Annotated in this window: 13 protein-coding genes; 6 read left to right on the top strand and 7 right to left on the bottom strand. The window is 42.1% G+C overall.

The features are described 5' to 3' along the window. The first annotated feature begins 10 nt into the window (after positions 1–10). From SNE26_RS05440 to SNE26_RS05420, 5 genes are read left to right on the top strand one after another with little or no spacing between them, the layout of a single operon-like run. On the top strand, positions 11–1351 hold the full coding sequence (locus tag SNE26_RS05440) for an aminotransferase class III-fold pyridoxal phosphate-dependent enzyme (protein WP_321558350.1): 1341 nt from the start codon (positions 11–13) through the stop codon (positions 1349–1351). 11 nt (positions 1352–1362) lie between these two features. Further along, positions 1363–2160 carry an SDR family oxidoreductase gene (locus SNE26_RS05435; protein ID WP_321558349.1) on the top strand — a complete coding sequence of 266 codons (798 nt, stop codon included), beginning with the start codon at positions 1363–1365 and terminating at the stop codon, positions 2158–2160. Between the two features lie 15 nt (positions 2161–2175). After that, positions 2176–3615, top strand: coding sequence for an N-acetylneuraminate synthase family protein (locus tag SNE26_RS05430; protein WP_321558348.1), 1440 nt, complete (start codon positions 2176–2178; stop codon positions 3613–3615). Positions 3616–3617: 2 nt separating this feature from the next. After that, on the top strand, positions 3618–4598 hold the full coding sequence (locus tag SNE26_RS05425; RefSeq protein WP_321558347.1) for a sterol desaturase family protein: 981 nt from the start codon (positions 3618–3620) through the stop codon (positions 4596–4598). A 4-nt stretch (positions 4599–4602) separates the two neighbouring features. Beyond that, positions 4603–4980 carry an SMR family transporter gene (locus SNE26_RS05420; protein ID WP_321558346.1) on the top strand — a complete coding sequence of 126 codons (378 nt, stop codon included), beginning with the start codon at positions 4603–4605 and terminating at the stop codon, positions 4978–4980. Between the two features lie 8 nt (positions 4981–4988). Here SNE26_RS05420 and SNE26_RS05415 read toward each other — a convergent pair whose 3' ends face one another. Beyond that, the gene (locus SNE26_RS05415; RefSeq protein ID WP_321558345.1) at positions 4989–5912 is read right to left on the bottom strand and encodes a hypothetical protein; all 924 of its coding nucleotides are present in this window, start codon (positions 5910–5912) and stop codon (positions 4989–4991) included. Positions 5913–6305: 393 nt separating this feature from the next. On the opposite strand from SNE26_RS05415, the gene SNE26_RS05410 reads away from it, so the two are divergent. After that, a complete protein-coding gene (locus SNE26_RS05410) occupies positions 6306–8954 on the top strand; it encodes a DUF5686 family protein (RefSeq protein ID WP_321558344.1) in 2649 nt (882 codons plus the stop codon). A 404-nt stretch (positions 8955–9358) separates the two neighbouring features. Here the strand turns inward: SNE26_RS05410 and SNE26_RS05405 are convergent, their stop codons facing one another. From SNE26_RS05405 to SNE26_RS05380, 6 genes are all read right to left on the bottom strand, one after another. Beyond that, positions 9359–10786: a hypothetical protein gene (locus SNE26_RS05405; protein WP_321558343.1), complete on the bottom strand. Its 1428-nt coding sequence runs from the start codon at positions 10784–10786 to the stop codon at positions 9359–9361. Between the two features lie 11 nt (positions 10787–10797). After that, positions 10798–13626 carry a TonB-dependent receptor domain-containing protein gene (locus SNE26_RS05400; RefSeq protein WP_321558342.1) on the bottom strand — a complete coding sequence of 943 codons (2829 nt, stop codon included), beginning with the start codon at positions 13624–13626 and terminating at the stop codon, positions 10798–10800. Positions 13627–13897: 271 nt separating this feature from the next. Then, entirely contained in the window at positions 13898–14929 is a 1032-nt protein-coding gene (locus tag SNE26_RS05395) for a metallophosphoesterase (protein WP_321558341.1), read from the bottom strand. Between the two features lie 7 nt (positions 14930–14936). Further along, positions 14937–15938 carry a YncE family protein gene (locus SNE26_RS05390; RefSeq protein WP_321558340.1) on the bottom strand — a complete coding sequence of 334 codons (1002 nt, stop codon included), beginning with the start codon at positions 15936–15938 and terminating at the stop codon, positions 14937–14939. A 36-nt stretch (positions 15939–15974) separates the two neighbouring features. Then, entirely contained in the window at positions 15975–17183 is a 1209-nt protein-coding gene (locus SNE26_RS05385; protein WP_321558339.1) for a right-handed parallel beta-helix repeat-containing protein, read from the bottom strand. Positions 17184–17195: 12 nt separating this feature from the next. Continuing rightward, positions 17196–19922, bottom strand: a complete 2727-nt coding sequence (locus SNE26_RS05380) for a TonB-dependent receptor domain-containing protein (protein WP_321558338.1) — start codon at positions 19920–19922, stop codon at positions 17196–17198. Between the last annotated feature and the right edge of the window lie 507 nt (positions 19923–20429).

Below are 20429 nucleotides of genomic sequence, written 5' to 3'. Positions count from 1 at the left end.
AATATTGATCATGGCTAATAAAATAGATCTTAACAACGATTTCCCAAATATCAGCGAATCTGATAAATTATATGAACGCGCTTTAAAAGTTCAAAAGCCGGTTACCCAAACGCTTGCTAAAGGTCCGGGGCAATTTACCATAGGTGCAGCGCCCAAATACCTTGTAAAAGGTAAAGGATCACATGTATGGGATGCTGACGGCAATGAATATATCGACCTTAACTCGGCCATCGGGCCAATTTCATTGGGTTATGCTTACCCGGCCGTAGATGAGGCTATCCGTGAGCAGCTTAATGATGGCATCACTTTTTCATTGATGCACCCGCTGGAGGTTGAGTTATCTGAACTGGTACAACAGGTTGTGCCTAATGCCGAAGCAGTAAAGATCTCTAAAACAGGCGCTGATGTTTGTTCGGCGGCTATCCGCGTAGCAAGGGCTTTTACCGGCCGCGATAAAGTATTTTGCTGCGGCTACCATGGTTGGCATGACTGGTACATTGGTATCACCAGCCGCAATTCAGGCGTACCGGAAGCTATCCAGGACCTTACCTATACTTTTGAGTACAATGACATTGAATCGGTAAAAGCAGCCCTGGATGAAACCGTTGCCGCTTTAATATTAGAGCCATTCATTTTTGAAGCGCCAAAACCAGGTTACCTGCAGGAATTGGCCGAAGTATGCAAAGCCAACGGCACCCTGCTCATTTTTGACGAAATGTGGACAGGCTTCCGCGTAGCCGTTGGCGGTGCACAGCAATATTTCAATGTTAAAGCTGATTTAGCCGTATTTTCAAAAGCATGCGCCAATGGCATGCCTATAGCATTGCTAACAGGCAGGGCCGATGTAATGGAGCTTTTCAACTCCGAAGTATTCAGTTACACCACCTTTGGCGGCGAGGCTTTGTCATTAGCGGCCTGCATAGCTACCATCAATGAGCTTCGTGATAAAAACGTGCCACAATACCTTGACGAGCACGGCGCACTCTTAAAAGATGGTTATAACAGCCTTGCCATTGAACTGGGTGTTGACAAGTACACACGCTGCGTTGGCTTTAACTGCCGCAGCATGGTAACCTTTACGCCTGATGCCGGCAACGGATTGGAAGTAAAGACTTTCATGCAACAGGAAATGATAAAACGTGGCGTGCTTTGGGCCGGGTTCCACAATATGTGCTACAGCCATACCACCGAAGATATTGATTATACCCTTGCAGCCTACCGCGACGTATTGCCTTTGGTAAAAGAGGCTATTGAAAGTGGTAACATTAAAAACTACTTAAAAGGCGAAGTGCTGGAAGCGGTTTTCCGCAAGGTGAGCAATTACAACATTAAACCTAAAAGCATTGCCTAAGTAGTATGGACATGTTTTCGCTAAAAACAAAAACCGCTGTTGTAACCGGAGCTTTAGGCCTCATTGGCCGGAAACATTGCGAAGCGCTGGCCGCAGCCGGGGCTAATGTAGTTGTTGCAGATATTAACGCCGACGAAACCCAGTCTTTTGCCAAACAACTGGGCGATAACCATCTGGGCATAGGTGTAGATGTTACCAGCAAACAATCATTAATTGACGGTCTTAACGCTGTATTAGATAAATATGACGCGGTTGATATCCTGGTGAACAATGCCGCCATCAATGATAAGTTTGAAGACCCGGCCATGGCCAAAGAGCTTTCGGCATTTGAAAACTACCCGCTTGAGGCTTTTCAGCTATCATTGAATGTAAACATTACCGGCGTCTTTTTATGCTCGCAGGTATTTGGCACACAAATGGCCCTGCACCGTAGCGGCAGCATTATCAACATAGCTTCAACCTATGGTATGGTTGGTCCCGATCAAAGCATTTACCGCGATGCGAGAGGCCGGCAAACCTTTTATAAATCTGCTGCTTACCCGGTAACCAAGGGGGCTATTATCAACTTCACCCGCTTTTTGGCTGCCTATTGGGGGCACACCGGTGTGCGGGTAAATACCCTGTCGCCAGGCGGCGTTGAGAACGGGCAAACGGACGATTTTGTCAGCAACTATTCGGCAAAAACATTACTGGGCCGCATGGCCAAAGCGTCAGACTACCAGGGCGCACTTATATTTCTGGCCAGCGGGGCATCGGCTTATATGACCGGCGCTAACCTGGTTGTTGACGGAGGATGGACAGCTATTTAATTTAAACCAAGTATTATGAACGAGATTTTGAAACAAAAAGCGGCAGGCATTAAATTATTGCTAACCGACAATGATGGGGTTTTAACAGATGCCGGTGTATACTATAACCAGGACGGCGAGCTTTTAAAAAAATTCAGCATGCGCGATGGCATGGGTGTTGAGCGCCTTCGCAAAGTTGCCGGTGTAGATACAGGTATTATCAGCGGCGAGAATTCTCCATCGCTTATAAAAAGGGCTGAAAAACTACACATTACCGAATTGCATTTGGGCGTAAAAGATAAAGTTGCTGCTTTTAAAGAGATCTGCGGCCGCTTAAATATATCTGCCAATGAAGTAGCCTTTATTGGTGATGATTATAACGACCTGGAAGTAATGAAACTGGCCGGGCTCACTGCCTCACCTGCGGACGCTTTGCCGCATGTTAAAAGTCAGGTAGATTTTATAAGTTCATTAAACGGCGGCGACGGTTGTTTCCGCGAGTTTGCCGAGCTGATAATCGAAGCCAAAAGCGATAAATATTTATCAGGCACCAGGAACGGCACTATTACTCTTCAAAACGGCCGCGTGATTGGCAAAGGCCAGCCAAGCTATATCATTGCCGAGATTGGCATCAACCACAACGGTTCACTTGAGATTTGCAAAAAATTAATTGATGAAGCCGTAGCTGCCAAGGCTGATGCAGTTAAGTTCCAAAAACGTACACCTGAAATCTGCGTGCCGCGCGATCAATGGGAAATTATGCGCGATACCCCATGGGGCCGTATTACCTATATCGACTACAAACGCAAAACCGAATTTGGTATAGCCGAATATGCGACAATCGACCAATATTGTAAAAAAGTAGGTATCGATTGGTTTGTATCTGCCTGGGATGCCCCTTCAGTTGATTTCATGGAGCAGTTTGATACCATCCTGTACAAACTGGCATCGGCATCATTAACTGATTTCGCTTTGATACAGCGTATCCTGGAAACCGGTAAGCCCTTAATGCTTTCAACCGGCATGTCTACCATGAAAGAGATCGAAACAACGATGGATTATATCAATGCTTTTGATGAAAACTATCCGTTGTTTATCGCTCACTCTACTTCGGCTTATCCATGCCCCCCGCAGGAGCTTAACCTTAAAATGATCCAAACGCTTGAAAATAAATATCCGGGCATCCCTATCGGTTATTCGGGTCACGAAACGGGTTTGGCAACTACGGTAGGTGCGGTAGCTATGGGCGCAACCTTTGTTGAACGCCATTTTACCCTTGACCGCGCTATGTGGGGATCTGACCATGCGGCATCTGTTGAACCGCAAGGCTTACAACGTTTGGTACGCGATATCAGGGATGTTGAAACAGCAGCCGGTGACGGTGAGAAACGCGTTTACGAATCAGAACTTGCGCCAATGAAACGTTTAAGGGTAAACATCAGCGACGAATACAAAGAGAAACCAAGCGTTAAATAATAATGTCACAGGAAAAAGTACTTACCATAACATCCACTATCCTTTTTTGCTGGATAGCATTCATCATCGCCTGGGAAAGGATCTCGCCTTACAGAAAAGGCCTGAAATTTTTCAGGGAAGGCTTTTGGATTGATTTGGTATGGTATACGCTGATACAAAGCTACTTTTTAAAGATCCTTATTTTCGATTATGTCATTACGCCGTTAAAAGCGCATTTTGATCTGTCGCATCTGCATTTAATAAGCAGCTGGCCGGTAGCATTACAGGTATTATTCTTTCTGTTTACACATGATCTTTATATTTACCTGTTTCACCGCTTTCAGCACTCCAATAAATTTTTCTGGCGCATTCATGAAGCGCACCACTCTGGCAAGGAGGTTGACTTTCTGGCCGGCTCACGCTCGCACATCATGGAGATCGTCATCAATCAAACCATTGAGTTTGCACCTATCATACTGTTAGGTGCAGACCCGGTGGTTGTTCCCATCAAAGCTATGCTGGATGCCATGTTTGGCATGTTTATACACGGCAACATCAAAGTAAACATGGGCAAGCTTAAGTATATTATCAACTCACCCCAGCTCCATTTATGGCACCACGCCAATTACCAGGAAGTTTTTCACGCCAATTTTGCAACCAAGTTTTCATTTTGGGATTACCTTTTCGGCACCGTTTATGATCCTGGTCATACGCCGGGTGATAAACCTGAAAACTGGGGGCTTTATTATGATTACCCCAAAGATTACTTTTTGCAACATGCCTTCAGCGTAAAACGCTTTGATGAAAAAACACTGCTCAAATACCGCTGGTTTAACCGGTATTATCATTTAAGACCAGGCTTTATGAATTGGCTGATCACAATTACTCCGGCAAGGCTAAAAACAATTATTCCTGCTAAAATAAATAAGGCACATCAATTGGAGGCTGAACAGCAACCTATTACCTTAGTAACCGAACAAGAAAACGTACTACAACAAAACTAATATATTGGCCTGGTTATATCTCTTAATAGCAGCCGCATTTGAAGCGGCATGGACATTCACGCTAAAATTCATGAAATTCAGCGATCTGAAAGCGCTCCGCATCAACTCTGTTTTAAGTTTGCAGCATGGCTTGCCTGTTTGGCTGCCCTTTGTGGGTTATATTATTTTCGGCGTCGGCAATATTTATTTCTTTTCGCTGGCTATAAAACTGGTGCCAACTGCCGTAGCCTACGCCGTTTGGACAGCCGTAACCCTCATCCTGATCAAATTGGTTGAGGTTTCATTTCTGAACCAGCGCCTTTCTTACATCGAAATATTTTTTATGTTGCTGATCATGACCGGCGTTTTGGGTTTAAAATTTTATGGCCCCGAGGTAAAATAAACTTACTGTTATTTACCCAAAGCTTCCTTCTTTAATTTAGCCTTCAAAGTATCAAACCTTACCCAATAAAGGTGGCAGTCCTTTTCGCCGGTGCCTTTAGTGTAAAACAGATATTTGCCGTCGGGGGTTACATATTCGCCCCAGCGGTGGGCATCACCATCATTAATCAGCGGGCCAAGGTTTTGCGGTACTGTCCAGCTCTGATCAGGCTTACGGAAGGTAATAGCAAGCTCACATTCAAAATCGGCTTTTTCCTTATAGCTGATGATCATATATGATTCATCAGGCGCAACATAAAAATCGCCGTCAAAGCCAGGGGTATTGATAACCGGGCCTAAGCTTTTAACAATGGTATCTGTTTTAGTAATGGTAAGCGTACAAAAATCATATTTGGTATAATCTTTCATACTTCCCTTACCCACATTGCTGCCTGCATAATAAGTCCCGCTGTTAGTAGGCATGAAATCATATAAGCCATAATCCTTTTTTAAATAAACTGCAGGATTGGTCCAGCCTGCTTTATTGCGGTACGAGATCCAAACGATGGAGTGACGGCCATCGCTTTTACCACCCAGAAAATACATGCTTTTTCCATCAATAGAAAAAGTTGGTGCATAGTAACCGTAATTGAGTACAAAAGGCCCCTGCCATTTGCTGCCATCGTATTTAAAATAACGGATTTTATTACCCTTTGAACTAAACCAATGCATGGCATTGCAATAGTAAAACTCCTTCCCATCTGCCGAAAATGCCGACCTATCCATGGCTATACCGCTATCGGGCACTAACATCGGTTGGGCAAAAATACGCGGGGTATCATTGGGTGTGCGTTGCCCCAGGTAAGCGTTTTTACTATTGAAAAAGTTATTTTGAGCGGTTAAGCTACAGCAAAAGCAGCAGACCAAAAACAAGGAAAGTATAGAGATTTTCATGATTTAGCGGTTAAGTTTATTTTAATGGTATTGTTACCTGCAAACAAAATTAACCGCGGCAAATGCAAATGGCGGTTCAAACCTGTTCAAGTTTAATTCAAATAAAATCAAGCCGGGAATTAAAACAAAACACAGCAAAAGGTTATTTAATCATCATGAAATACAAAAAATTGTTTGAGGCGGAGATAAATAGGAAGGGCCTGTTATCTGATAAAAATGAAACGTTTTCTGAAAGCTGGTTAACCAAAACCATTATATATCTGTTAATCTTAAAATAATACTATCTTCAGAAACAATTCAACTTTAAATTGTACGTTAGGAAAGTTGGAAAACATACCCCCGGAATAATGCCCGGGAGATTAACAGGCTGAATCTTTTTTAATCTACTATAACTTGCTATCTTTTTTTGAGATCTTTTTCAGAATCCCCGGTTTCGCGAAGCGGATATTACTTCAAGTTTTAACGTTGTTATATACCAAAAGGACTGCTTTTTATTTTTTTTTACTGATCCCTTTTTATGTCGGGGCACAGCAAACGGACAGCCTTAAAAAATCAACCTTTCATACCGTAACCAGCATACGCGGGCAAGTAATAGATGATGCTAACGGCCAGCCGCTTCCGGGCATCAATATCAGGTTTACCGGGAGCAAATATGGCACCAATTCGGATCTGGATGGAAAGTTTGAATTAAGTGCCCCGGGTTCTTTTACACACGTTACCTTTTCATATATAGGTTTTCAGCTGGTTACAAGAACAATTAAACCAGGGCAGCCAAATGTGCTTCAAATTCGGCTGCATGGCAGTCAAACCCAATTAAAAGAAGTTACTGTTATTTCAGGCAAAAAACAACGTTATCGAAACAAGGGTAATCCGGCGGTTGAGCTCATTCAGCAGGTTATCGATCATAAAAAGCAAAACCGGATGGAAAGCGCTGATTACCTGCAATACGACCAGTATGAGCGGATCAACTTGTCGTTTATAGACATGCCCGCCAACTTGATGAACAGCCGCTATTTTAAAATGTACAAGTTTATGCTTGATACAGTAAAAAACAACGGGCAAACCCAGGTACTGCTCCCAGCCTATTTCAGCGAAAAACAATACCAAAATTATTACCGTAAAAACCCAGCAAAATCCATCCGGATCCTGAAGGCACAAAAAGAGGCCAACATCCTCAAATTTATTGATACTGCGGGTTTGGATATCTACCTGAACAGGCTCTACGGCAATAACATTGATATTTATGATAACAATGTTTTCATTATAAATAACCAGCTCCTCAGCCCCATCGCCGACCATTCCCCCAACTATTACAAATTTTTCATTACCGATACGATACAATCGGGCAAGGAAAAATTGATTGAATTAAGCTTTACACCGCGCACCAAAGGCGATCTGCTTTTTGAAGGCAAGTTACTGGTAAGCATGACCGGCAACTATGCTGTACGATCATGCGAACTAAATGTAAATAAGCAGATCAATATCAATTTTATGCGGAACCTTAAAGTGACGCTTGATTTTGAGCAACATCCCAATGGCAGGTACTTTTTAAGTAAAAGTGATGTTAAAGCCGACTTAGGTATTTTAAAAAATAAAGGTTTCGGGCTGATGGGTGAAAGAACTGTTTTCCTGTCGAACTATTTAACCGATACGCCGCTTCCGGCAACGTTTTATGAAGGCAGGGAGCTGCAAATAGCGGGTGACGCCAACAAGCCCGACACCTCGTATTGGCTGCATCAGCGGCCGGATACCTTATCTGCCCACCAGGCCAAAGTTTATCCCCGGATTACCCAATTGGAAAAAATGCCGCAATTTAAAAGGGCGACCTGGATTGCAGCCACCTTAACCGGAGGTTATGCCAAGTGGGGCCCTGTATTATTAGGTCCCATTGGCACGTTATACTCCCGTGATAGCCAGGAAGGGTCACGTTTCCAGGTTGGCGGGCGCACCACCCCCGAATTGAATAAATCAATATACTTTGAGGGGTTTGGCGCTTACGGCACCCGGGACAGAACTTACAAATACAATCTTGCTACATTCCTTTCATTCAATAAAACGCCATTTTACCGCTATCCTAACGATTATATTAAGGCAAGCTATTTGTATGATGTTGATGTACCGGGGCAAAATCTTTCAACTATTAACCAGCAGGCTGCACTTTCATCTTTTCAAACCGGAAAAACAAGGTACTGGCTTTATAGCAGGGTTGTCAAAATTGAATATGTAAAAGATTTTGAAAATCATTTTTCGTTCGACCTCGCATTCCGGAACTGGAACCAACGCCCCGCCGCGGCATTGGTATTTCAATACAATGATGCAGCTAATACAGTGGTGCATGATTTAACAACTACCGAATTAAATCTTGCTTTCAGGTATGCACCTCACGAACAGATCCTCCAGGGCACCGTTTATCGCCGTACCATCTACAGCAAATACCCTATTTTAAATCTGCAGATCAATCAGGGCTTTAAAGGCTTGTTTAATGGTTCATATAATTTCACAAGCTTTAATGCAAGCATTTTCAAACGCTTCTATCTTTCTCAGCTTGGCCATACCGATATTACTGTACTGGGGAATTATTTGGCGGGGAAGGTACCCTTTCCGCTCCTCAACATCAGCCCGGCTAATCAGTCACTCGCTTATGACGAAGACGGTTATAATCAAATGACCTACCTGGAGTTTGTAAGTGATCATTATGCAGGTATCAACCTGACACATAGCTTTAACGGCTTTTTGCTTAATAAGGTACCTTTGATAAAACACCTGAAATGGAGAGAGTTTTTATCTGCCAAAGTATTGTTTGGCGGCTTGCGAAACGAAAACAACCCGCTTTACTCAGCAAATTTATATCGTTTCCCAACAGGAACAAGTGACTCAAACGGCACCTACGCCTTAGGGAATACACCTTACGTGGAAGCAGGAGTAGGTATAGGAAACATCTTTAAATTTTTGCGGATAGATGGCATAAGACGATTTAATTATCTTGATCATCCCGGAGCATCTCCTTATGGTATCAAGTTTGGTTTCAGTCCTCATTTTTAAGCAATACTGATATTCGTCATCCGGTTATTTCAGCTTATTTTGTTTATACCTATGTGCAAGAATAGTATAAGTAAGTTTCTTCATTCCAATTGGTTTATAAAAAGAAGAGACTGTATCCTAAATCAAATTGCCCACCCTGGTGTTTTGTTACCTATGAATTGAAATTTAGCCGATAATATCTATACAAAAAGGGGGTTAACATATTTTCCAAGAAAAATACACTCAATTAACTGATTATTAGATATATAAACAAATGTTAACCCTGAATTGTGTTAACCCTGTTAACCCCCTTTTGTTAGCAAGTCAATCCAACCCAAAACTAATTTCTTGAGCAACTGAATAAGAAAAAAATAGGCTGATCATGATTTATGATACAGCCTATTCTTAACGAGTAAGTATTGTTATTAATGCATGTTTCCCGAACCATTTAACTGGTAAGCACCAAGATCGGTACCGGGTAACGTAGCATCTGATAAACCATAGATCTTATCAAGCGGCACTGTTATTAATGGTTTTATAGTTGTGTTCCCTTTGCCAATCAGCGGTGAATTAGCCAGCAAATGGAAGTTGAAGTTCCCGATTGCACTATACTGATATAACGGGTGACCAACCGTAGGAAGCGGAAAGTTCAGGAACATCGGGTTGTTTTTCTGCACAACATCGCTACCGTCATAAATAGAGCCCAAAGTATAGTTTGCAGGCAGGTATTTTGCCGATGTTGTGATTGAAGGAATATCCGTACTCTGCGGCTGAGTGATATAACCTGTTGGATAAAACTGGTTAGCTACGCTTAATGAATCGGCCCATTGATAATTGTTACCGTATGAAAGGTGTGCAACATCAGCAACCGGACTGCCCACAACGCGATAGCCAAACTTGCAGTTGACAGCCACATTGTTGTAATACATACCTGCCGCGCCTTCTTCAAAGTTAATACAACCGCCGCGACCGCTTTGCACCTGGCGATAACCGCCGCTAACGAATGTATTGTTATACATTACGATATTAGTTTGCGGAGCTCCGGTAGCCTGACCTTTATTGGAAGCTTTTTGGCCATTGGTAGCAGTACCGATAAACATATTATAGGCCATGGTACCCACAGTACCTCCCTTAGCATTTAAACAATCGCCGCCACTAACACCATTTTTTTCAAATGTGTTTCTGAAGATGGCAATTTTACCGGCCGAAATGCGGATTGGGTCATCCACACCGCCGTATAACCAGGAGTCTTCCATAATAAAGCTGCCATTATAGTTGGCAAATAAAATGCTGTACTGGTTGCCGGTACCTGAGCCGGCAATAGTTGATGTAGCTTTACCTTCGGTTAATCCGGCATATTCTACGTGTGTCCAGCGCAATACCAGCAAATTACAGGTAGGGCCGCCAATAATGCCTTTCCACTTACCGGCATAAGCAGGATCGGCAGCAGCCGTTAAGCCACCCGGAGCATCATTTTTAACAATACCCGGTATGGTGATCCAATTTGGCTGATCTTTTGAACCGTTACTTACCAGTGTACCAAGGGCTATAAGGCTGCTTCCTACACCCATATTTAGCTTAACACCCGGCTGCATTAGTAATGTATCAGTTGGATTGATCACCAAATCGCAGCCATCTTCAACCGTGTAGGTTTTGCCGCTAAGCATGGTACCTTTTACCGGGATAACGCTTGTGCCGCTTGAGCTGCATGAAAGCGGGGCTTTATCACTTACCGGGTTTGCAGCCGGCGGTGTATAGCTATAAATGTCCATGTGCTCACCTTTCCATTTCTGGCAACCGGAAAAAGTTGCTGCCATCAGGATACAAATAACTGGGATTATATATTTTTTCATCGTTTCGTTTATTATAATTTATACCTGAAACCACCAAGGAATAGTGTTTTGTAATAGTTGCTTTGTACAAGTGTTTGGCCTGCAATGTCCTGTTTCCCTAAAAACTCCTGCTGCTTTGCATCAAGGCTGCCATGGGGGAATTTTAAATAAATTTTGCTGGCCGCGTTGGTGATGTTATTAACCTTACCATAAAAAGAAAGCCTCTTGGCGATAGTTTTTTCGAAAGAAAAATCTAACTGATTGTAGGCGTGCTGGTAAAAATCGAGGTTATAATATGGTGATACCTGTGCCAGGCGCTCGCCGGTATAAACAAAGGCCAGCTGCATATCCAAACCCAATTTGGGGCTCTTAAATAATACTGATGCGTTGCCCACATGATCGGCCTGACCTTGCAGCGGACGTGTTTCATTCACATTGGTTTGCTGTAAACCTAAAGTAGGATCATTTGAATACAATAATTTGGCAGTGGTTATCCTTGAGTGGGTATAAGTATAGTTAACTGAAAAGCCTATCACACCAAAAAATTTAGTAGCCAAAGCTTCAAAACCATAATTGGTAGCATTACCCGGATCATTTTGAGGTTTAATAACCTGATCACTCGGACCACCGTTACGAACAACAAAATACTCAATAGGATTATAAATCTTTTTGTAGAACGAGCCTAAAAATAGCTGATCGGCCCCACCCGGAAAAAATTCGTAGCGTATATCGTAATTATCCGCAGTGATATGTTTTAAGTAAGGATTACCTACCCTATCATAATACTCATCGTTAACTTTATATGGCACCTGTTCGCCAAAACCCGGGCGACTTATCGCCGCAAAGTATGATGCGCGAATATTTTGATTGTCGGTTAGTTGATACCTCAAGTGAATGCTTGGCAATACATCGGTATATTTAATATTACCGCTTCTCTGCGTAACTGTTTCAGGCGACTGAGTTGCATAAGTTAAATCAGTATTTTCAATCCGTACACCGCCCAATACCTGGAGTTTCGGAAACAGATCAAACTTAACCTGTAAATATTCGGCGTTATCGTTTTCCCTTACATGGTAATTATTTTGCAGATCAGGATTGTTGCTGCCGATACCATCCGCTGCCGATTTAAATGCAAAAGGGATAGAATTAAAGTTATTGTTAAACAATGTTGATTTACCGCCGGTTAATGAATAAGTGATGTAATCAGCATCCCTTACTTTGTGGCGATATAAACCTCCGGTTGAAAATTCAACAACCTTGCCGGCAATTGTTGGCGTATAAACCACATTTGCATATCCTGAAAGGTCGCGGTCTTTGTTATTTTCCCAATGATGATCTAACTGGGTGTTGTTATCAACTTCGGCAGTTACAGCTCCTGAGTTATTTAATGTTTTATTGGCATCATAGAAAAATTCCGTTCTATCGGGCTGATGCCTGGTGGCTTCAGAATATACTCCATCCCAGCTAAAACGCCACTCCTTACCAAGCAGGTGATCACCATGCAAAGTTGAGTTATAAATATTTTGCTTGGTTAAAGTGCTTCTGTTTGAAATGGTGATCTGTTTGCTTAAACCTGTTGAGTTTAAACCAAGGCCCAGTGTATCAGAAGTAAAGCGTGATTCAAATTCGCTTTGATGAATGTAAAGGTTATATAACGAGATCTTGTTTCTGTCGTCAAAAGCGTAATCAATTTTATTGTGGATACCTACACGTTCGGTTTGTGTTGAATAAGTGCGGTCATAAGCGTCAGAAAACTGCGGCGAGTTAGGCAATGGAATAGCAGATGGCTGCGCGTTTGGTGTAAGTTGTTTTGAGTTAGAGCCACGGTATATATTCTGGTAGCTTGCCGATACGATAACGCCCAGTTTCTTGTTTAAAAACCTATCGCCAATAGTGATACCAGCAGTTGAGCTAAATGGGGTTGATATATTTTTATCGCTTGTAAGTGCTTTATTACTAAAATCAGCATAAGTAGCAGCATAGCTATTGCCATTAATGGCTGCCGGCGATTTGCTGTTGGGAGATGCGCTAAAACCAACAAACGGGCGGCTTGATGAAAACAGGGTAGAAAAGCCGCCTGATACGTTAGCGCTGAAAGTAAACTGACTTGGCGCGCTTTTCATTACCAGGTTCATTACACCGCCAATAGCATCGCCTTCCATACTTGGTGTAAGGGCCTTGATCACCTCAAGCCTTTCCAGCATTTCTGAAGGGAATATATCCATAGGCACAAAACGGTACTGGGCATCCGGGCTTGGTATTTTAATACCATTTACCAGGGTTGAGTTGTAACGCTGGTCCATCCCCCTGATAATAGCATAACGCCCCTCTCCGCTTGCCGAACGCTGAATGGTTACGCCACTAACACGTTGTAAAGCATTGGCCACTGTAACATCGGGCAATAGTTTAATGGTATTTGCCGAAAGCACGTTGATAACCATCGGGGCATGTTTCTCAATACCACGTACAGCATGGTCGCTTTCCTTATTTGCTTCACCTTTAACCTGTATTTCGGTCATTTGCATACTGGCATCCTGCAGGGCAATGTTTACCGTAATTGCTTCAGCACCGGATGTAACATTACCTTCATTAATTTTAGAGGGACCATAACCAACATAATTCACCTGTATTTTATAAGGGCCGTTCTTTAAATTTTTGAAGCTATAAGAGCCATTGAGGTTAACCGCAACAAATTTGCTAAGCCCATCCTGGGTTAAATGTACAGTTGCACCGGTAAGGGGCTCGCCGGTTTTAGCATCGGTTACCTTTCCCTTTATAGTTTGAGCCGTAGCCGCAAAGGAAAATAGCAGGCATATTGAGAATAATAACAACAGCCTGTTAAGAAAGTAGAAGTGTTTCATGAACAACGGGTTTAATTTTTCACAAAGAAACCCGCCGAAAACTGGAGAAAAATTGAATAAAGGAGTTCATGAATAATACATAACCAAAACTTAACATGCACATAATATTACTGTGGTTAAAAGTGCTTCGAAAGCCTTTCTTATATTAAAAAAATCGCCAATATAATCAGCAGATATTAGTAGTTATGTTTACAGCTTACCTTTTGATAGGCTGTAAACTTGAGTTGAAAAGCCGCGTTACACAAGGAAGCCCCTTGTGTTTATTCGTTTTTTATTTAGTAAGTTCAGTTTGATAGAGTACCTCTCCCTGGTAATTTATCGCCCTTACATTTAATCGTTTCTCATCTATGGCAAAATACATAAACCCATGTTCGGAAGCCTGGAAACGGCTGTAGGAAACACCTGCTGTAACTTTTGTAAGCTCAGAACCTGCACCTGAAATAAACTGATGCGTGAAGCCTTCGGGCTTTAGGTGTTGCAATGAATGCTCGTGGCCTGAAAGGTAAACATCAACTTTATGCTCTTCAAAGGTTTTGGTCAATGCCTTACGTATAGTTAAAGTATCGTAATTTTCAATTCGGGGTCCAACTGTATAATATGGATGATGCCCGATTACAATTTTCCATTTCACATCTGCAGAAGCATTTGATAATGTTTGGCTCAGCCATTGCATTTCCTTTTCAACATACTCAGCCTGTGCTTCATGTAACATCGGGTCGGTATCAATAAATATTAAAAGTGCTTTAGCCTTAGTTGGCTTTTTATTATCCTTTGATTCTTTCTTAACCGCCTCGTCTTCCTTGTTTTTTCCCTTATTCAGACTTATCTCTTTTGAGTAATACCGCGCCGGCATACTCCAGCGGCGGCTTATTTTACTGTACCTGATCTGGGCGTCAACATCCGAGTGGTAATCGTGATTGCCAAAAACCGGATACCAGTCGCATTGCAATGAATGAGCGGTGTAAATATTCTCGAACGAATAATGCCATAACGGGTCAAACTCGCTTACAACACCTTTAGGATAAAAGTTATCGCCAACCGAAATCACAAAATCATTTGGATGTGCAGCCCCCCAAAGGCCCATTTGTTTTCCAACTTCCATCTGGTCATATTCGCCGTTACGGCCCCAATCGCCCAGTGCCATAAAATGCAGGGAGTAATCATCTTTAATTGCCGGCAGCAATGTAAGTTCTTCGCTCGTTAAATGTGTTGCCCCTTTTGCAGCAAAAGTGCTCAAAGGCGCAATAAATGAAGCCCCTATTGCGGATAGTGCGGTATTTTTTACGAAGTCTCTTCTTTTCATCTCAATATTATTGCTGGCGGTAAACAAGTAACTTAAAGGTGCCAGGCAGCATAGTTTTGGTGCCCTTCTCATAATCGGCAACCGGAAAGTAAAGCTTATGTGTATCCAGATCAATAGCCATTGTTTTAGCGCGGTATTGAGTGGTTAAGGTTTGTACAGCGCTATAAGTGCCGGGAGCATTTTGTTTAAATATACTGGCAGTTCCATCACCATTTGAGGCTATAAGCATTTTTTGAGCGGGGTCATATACCACTGCATCGACACCTGCGCCAATCGGCAGGGTTTGGATCACTTTACCTGTAGGGATATCAACTACGCTAAGTCCTTTATTTTCGCGGCAAACGGTAAACAGCTTTTGGTGCTCTTTATCCATAGCTATGCCTGTTGGCCCACCGCAGGGACTTAAAGTATAATTTTTGGTAACCTTTAATGTTTTTGTATTAATTACATTCAGGCTGCTTTTATCTTCCAGGTTATTGTAAATAGTTCCTTTACCATCGGCCACTGCAAATTCTGGAGCCCCGCCCATATCAATTGATGTTACCTGTTTCATTGACATCGGATCAATAACACATGAACTGCTGCTATGCCCGTTAAACGTGAAGATATTTTTCGAATACGGATCAAAAATAATGGCATCGGCACCTTTATGATCTAAGGGGATACGGGTTATTACAGCCAGTGTTTTGATATCAAATACAATAACCTCGTCCGCTTTGCCATCGCTTATAAAACCTTTATTAAGCTCATTATCAACAGCAATTCCGTGTACACCTTTCATATCGATGATAGTACCTTTAACTGTTTCAGTTTTCAGGTCGACCACATTTACCTCGGTGCCGTGCGATGCATATAAAGTATGATTAGGCTGATCAATAAAAACATAATCATAACCGCCATTGCCGGGTAAAGCAATGGTTTTATCTAATACATAATTTTGTGCAAATACCTTTGATGCGCCCGAAAACAGGCCTGCATTTAAAAGAAATAATAACGCTATTTTTTTCATGTTTTGTTTTAATTAGTTATTCTGATTTACTGGTGCTTAATGTTTGTTACCGTTACCATCACTGGTATAAGCGCCCAGGTCAAGATTGTATTGCGTATTACCGGCACTGAATGCAGGCGATGTACTTTGCAGATGGAAATCATTGGTATTAGGGAATCCGTTAGGTGCAGCAACCGTTCCATCAAACTTTATAAACAGCGGGTCCTTATCGCCAATCTTTTTTGAAATCAGGTCGGTAGCTTGTGGTTTCCCTAAACCTGATGCAGGGTAAAACCCATCCCTGATATTGATCTTTAACGTAGGGTCAACTAAGTCGGCATAGGTATCAACCGTGGCATAAAAAAGGTTATTGCCGTAGGTGGTATGTGTGATATCGCCATCGTCAAACAGTTCGATACCATGGTAATCGTTAACAATGATATTATTAAAAATATGACCGATAGCATTTACGCCCACAGAAACAGCCCTACCCGGCTCAGCCGAACCTCTTCGCCAGCCATTTGAAACCAGGGTGTTGTTATACACATTAACCTCGGTTTGCGGAAAAGGCTTGCTCGAACTGGTTTCCAGCTTAACCCCCGAACCTGCCTGGCTAAAAATCACATTATAAGCTACTGTACCGGTAACGCCCGTTTTCAGGTTAATGCCTTCGCCATCGGTACTACCCGATGAGCTGATAGTGTTTCGTAAAATGGTTACTTTGGCACCGTTGCTCAAAGCCATCAGGTCATCCTGCCCGTTGGTAAACCATGAATCCTCAATATCTACATTTATAGCCGCCTTAACCTTTAACGTCCCCCGCGCACTTCCGGAAGCATCGGGCCCGCCGGTATTGTCGACATGTGTCCAGATAATGGTTATTGCCTGCGCCGTATCACATTGAAAACCACCCCAGGTACCGGGTTTGTTGGTATCTGAATTAAAATTTACCGGCTGATCTTTAGTACCTACCAGTTTTAAAACACCCTGGATAGTTATCTGCGCATTGTTTTTAACAATTATGTTTGCACCAGGCTGGGCATAAAGCGTATCGCCTTTTTTTACGGTAACATCGGCAGTAATATTGTAAGTTTCGCCTGTTACCAGGGTGCCTTTAACAAATCCACTGATATTACCTGGCTGTATCGGACTTGAAGTTGGGATCTTGATTTGCGTAAACGTAGTTAACTCTGCTTTTTTACAGCTATTAAAAGTCACAGTTGCCATGAAGCCAACTGCTAACATAATTATATATTTTGCTTTCATGATTTGATGCTTTTATAATGAATACCTGAAACCTGCATTGAAACTCACATTGTACAAATCTTTTGATTGCACCAGGTTGTTAATAAGCACTGTTGTGGGTGTGTTAAGTATATTATTTACTTTAACTGTTAGGATAAGATGCTTTGCTACCTGCTTTTCTCCCGATAGTGCCAGGAACGATTGCGGCTGCTGATAATAGTCATATCCGTAATTTGGATAGATCAGTGAAAGCGTTTTACTGGTGTATGTATAGGCTAATTGAACAAATGCCTTTTGCTTATCATTTTTGTATAATAGTGACAGGTTCAGTACATCGCCGGTTTGTCCCTGTAAAGGACGGCTTTGCAATTTCGGTACTGAAGTAGATACCCCGTTTGCATCAGTAGAAGTATAAATTTTTGTAGTTTTTATATTAGAATAGGTATAGGTGTAGTTACCTGATACCCCGAGATCACCAAAATACTTGCTGTAAACTATTTCCGCACCGGTTACCTTGGCCGTACCAAAGTTTTGCGGCGAAGTATTAAGCTGCCCGTTTTGCGAATCATTTAAAGCAAACTCAATGGGGTTGATGATATTCTTGTAAAACCCGCCAACAAACAATTGCTCTTCTTTTCCAGGAAACAGTTCATAACGGATATCATAGTTATCGGCTTCAGTATGTTTTACAAGCGGATTACCGGTAACATCGGTACTTTCACCAAGGGTTGGGGTTGGTACCAGCTCATACAACGCCGGGCGTGCTATCGATTTAAAATAAGATGCCCGTAAGTTTGAATTTTCAGTAAGCTTATATTTTAACTGAACACTTGGCAAAATGTCGGTGTAGGTCTTCTTTGCATTACTGCGGATGTCCAATACTACCGGATGGGTATCATATCCCTGTTTGGTACCTTCAATACGTACACCACCAATAACGGCCAAATTGTCCAGTACAAGTTTAACTTCGCCGTAACCGGCAGTTATGTCCTCGTAAGCGGTGTAATTGGTTTTATCGCTTTGATCGGTACCAGTTTGATTGTAAACTACAAAATTGGCCGAGTAGATATCGGTAAAGCCGCTTTTGCCGCCGTTGGCAGTAGCTGCCGGCCGCAAAATGTATTCGTTTTGATGGTTATAACGTGTACTGTGCCTGTAAAGGCCACCGGCTTTTAATTCGATAGCACTTTTATCGCCAAGACCTGCCTTATACCCGATATTGACCATAGCGCTCAGGTCTTTATTCCCGCTTTTTTGCCAAATCCTCGATATATTATCAAAATAATCGGGGGTGCTTGTAAAATCGGGATTAATTAAATGGTTGATGGAGATATCAGCCCTGTCGGGAGCATTTTGGGTAGCATTGCTGTAAACACCGGCCCAGTCAAAAAGGAAATGTTTTTTTATAACGTGTTTGCCGCTTAGCTTCAGGTTTTCGACATATTGATTTTGGATATTTGAACGATCATCATTAAACACCGTACCTGTACCCGGTCCTATCCTGCCGCCGTTGCCTCCCAATATGGAAGTGTCTATACTTAAACGCGTTTGTGCAAGGTGAGTGTAAAGAAAAACGTTATCAACACTTATTTTGTTATTGTCATCAAACTTATAATCAAGATGTGCAGAAAGCCCATTATTTAACTGTTGGGTTGAATAACTGCGATTGGCCACATCGGCAATAACCGGCTGGAAATTTTTACCCGCTCTGATATCAGGCTGAGCAACGTTAAACTCCGAATTTGTTCCGTAAAACTGGTTTTGATAACTATCGGCAACTATAAACCCTAATTTATTTTTCAGGAACCTGCGTCCATAAGTAAACCCAAGCAATGAAGTTGGCGGGGCGTTCTTTTTTGTAAAGTCGAGATTTGCTCTTGAAAAATAACCCGGAGGGGCATTATAACCAGCTCCAAATCTTCCGATTGGGCTTTTGCTTTGTACCGCGCCATGGCTGAAATCATCAAATCTGCGGTTAAAGAAAATAGCACTGTAACCTATTGAACCATTTGCTTTAAAATACTCATATTCGGGAGCATCCTTAAAAATAAGGTTTACAGTACCGCCTATTGCATCGCCTTCCATCTCAGGGGTAAGACTTTTGCTTACCTCTATACTCTCTAACAGATCGGAAGGGACTATACTTAATGAAATGAACCTTGAAACAGGATCGGGACTGGTAACCTTAACACCATTAACTAAAGTATTGTTATAACGTGGTTCCAACCCTCTGATAATGGCAAATGCTTCATCCGAACCGCTATTGCGCTGGATAGTTACCGCTGAAACACGCTGCAGGGCGTTTGCGGCATTAATATCCGGCGATCGCTGCATAGCTTGTGCCGATAAAACATTAATAATATTGTCGGCCTTATTTTCCTTCCGGCGGGATGATGATTCAGACTCGGCGTTGATTATTCCGTAAACTTTAACGGTTTTAAGTTCTTCAGGCTTTTCTGAAAGCCGGATATTAATTACCGCTACCTGATTGACTGTAACAGTAACATCCTGCTTGTACTCGGTATAGCCAATATATTTTACTTTAAGCTTATACGATCCGGGGCTAACACCCGTGAGCGAATAATTACCAAATACATCGGTAACCGAACCTCCATTTTTGTTATCAAAATGGACAAAGGCGCCGCTTAACGGTTCTTTTGTTTGCGCATCAATTATTTGGCCTTTTATCCCCCCGGTTTGTGCCAGGGCAATGGTTGTGGATAAGGAAAACAGGAATAAGAGGTAAAGTTTATTGATCATATAGCATATGTTTTTTAACAAAACACATTGCTAAATCTGGAGTAAAACTGAATAAAGGGGCTTTATTAAAATAGTTAATCAATTGATAACCATGCATTAACATTAGCCACATTAGTAACAGGTTTTGTGTAGATTTTAAACACATACTGAGAATATACCGTTAACAAAATGCTATGCATGATTTTTTATTTAACCGGTAGCCGGACATAATAAATTACAAATCCGGCTGCTTAATTAAAGCGATACCGGGTTTGTAATTGCAAGCTGCCAGCATCATGCTCCGTAGTTATAGCAGGTGGAATTAACTCATAAACTATCGGTGTTACGATCCGCGCCAATAAAGTAGAGCTGATCAATCCACCGATAAGCACAATAGCCAGTGGAGATATCAGAGGGTTAGTTGAGATGGCGATTAGAATTAAACCGCCAATAGCTGTTAACAAAACGCAAACGTTTGCGTAAATAATTAGCGGAATTGAAGATGCAAAAGGCAAATCACAACTTATA

The organism is Mucilaginibacter sp. cycad4 (genome assembly GCF_034263275.1).
Classification (GTDB): domain Bacteria; phylum Bacteroidota; class Bacteroidia; order Sphingobacteriales; family Sphingobacteriaceae; genus Mucilaginibacter.
This window is presented reverse-complemented; position numbering and strand designations above follow the sequence as displayed.

Excerpts from the sequence above, each read along its gene's own strand:
- SNE26_RS05440 (WP_321558350.1), top strand. The coding sequence starts at position 11 with ATGGCTAATAAAATAGATCTTAACAACGATTTCCCAAATATCAGCGAA.
- SNE26_RS05385 (WP_321558339.1), bottom strand. The coding sequence starts at position 17,183 with ATGAAAGCAAAATATATAATTATGTTAGCAGTTGGCTTCATGGCAACT.
- SNE26_RS05425 (WP_321558347.1), top strand. The coding sequence starts at position 3,618 with ATGTCACAGGAAAAAGTACTTACCATAACATCCACTATCCTTTTTTGC.
- SNE26_RS05390 (WP_321558340.1), bottom strand. The coding sequence starts at position 15,938 with ATGAAAAAAATAGCGTTATTATTTCTTTTAAATGCAGGCCTGTTTTCG.
- SNE26_RS05380 (WP_321558338.1), bottom strand. The coding sequence starts at position 19,922 with ATGATCAATAAACTTTACCTCTTATTCCTGTTTTCCTTATCCACAACC.
- SNE26_RS05405 (WP_321558343.1), bottom strand. The coding sequence starts at position 10,786 with ATGAAAAAATATATAATCCCAGTTATTTGTATCCTGATGGCAGCAACT.
- SNE26_RS05400 (WP_321558342.1), bottom strand. The coding sequence starts at position 13,626 with ATGAAACACTTCTACTTTCTTAACAGGCTGTTGTTATTATTCTCAATA.
- SNE26_RS05395 (WP_321558341.1), bottom strand. The coding sequence starts at position 14,929 with ATGAAAAGAAGAGACTTCGTAAAAAATACCGCACTATCCGCAATAGGG.
- SNE26_RS05415 (WP_321558345.1), bottom strand. The coding sequence starts at position 5,912 with ATGAAAATCTCTATACTTTCCTTGTTTTTGGTCTGCTGCTTTTGCTGT.
- SNE26_RS05435 (WP_321558349.1), top strand. The coding sequence starts at position 1,363 with ATGTTTTCGCTAAAAACAAAAACCGCTGTTGTAACCGGAGCTTTAGGC.
- SNE26_RS05430 (WP_321558348.1), top strand. The coding sequence starts at position 2,176 with ATGAACGAGATTTTGAAACAAAAAGCGGCAGGCATTAAATTATTGCTA.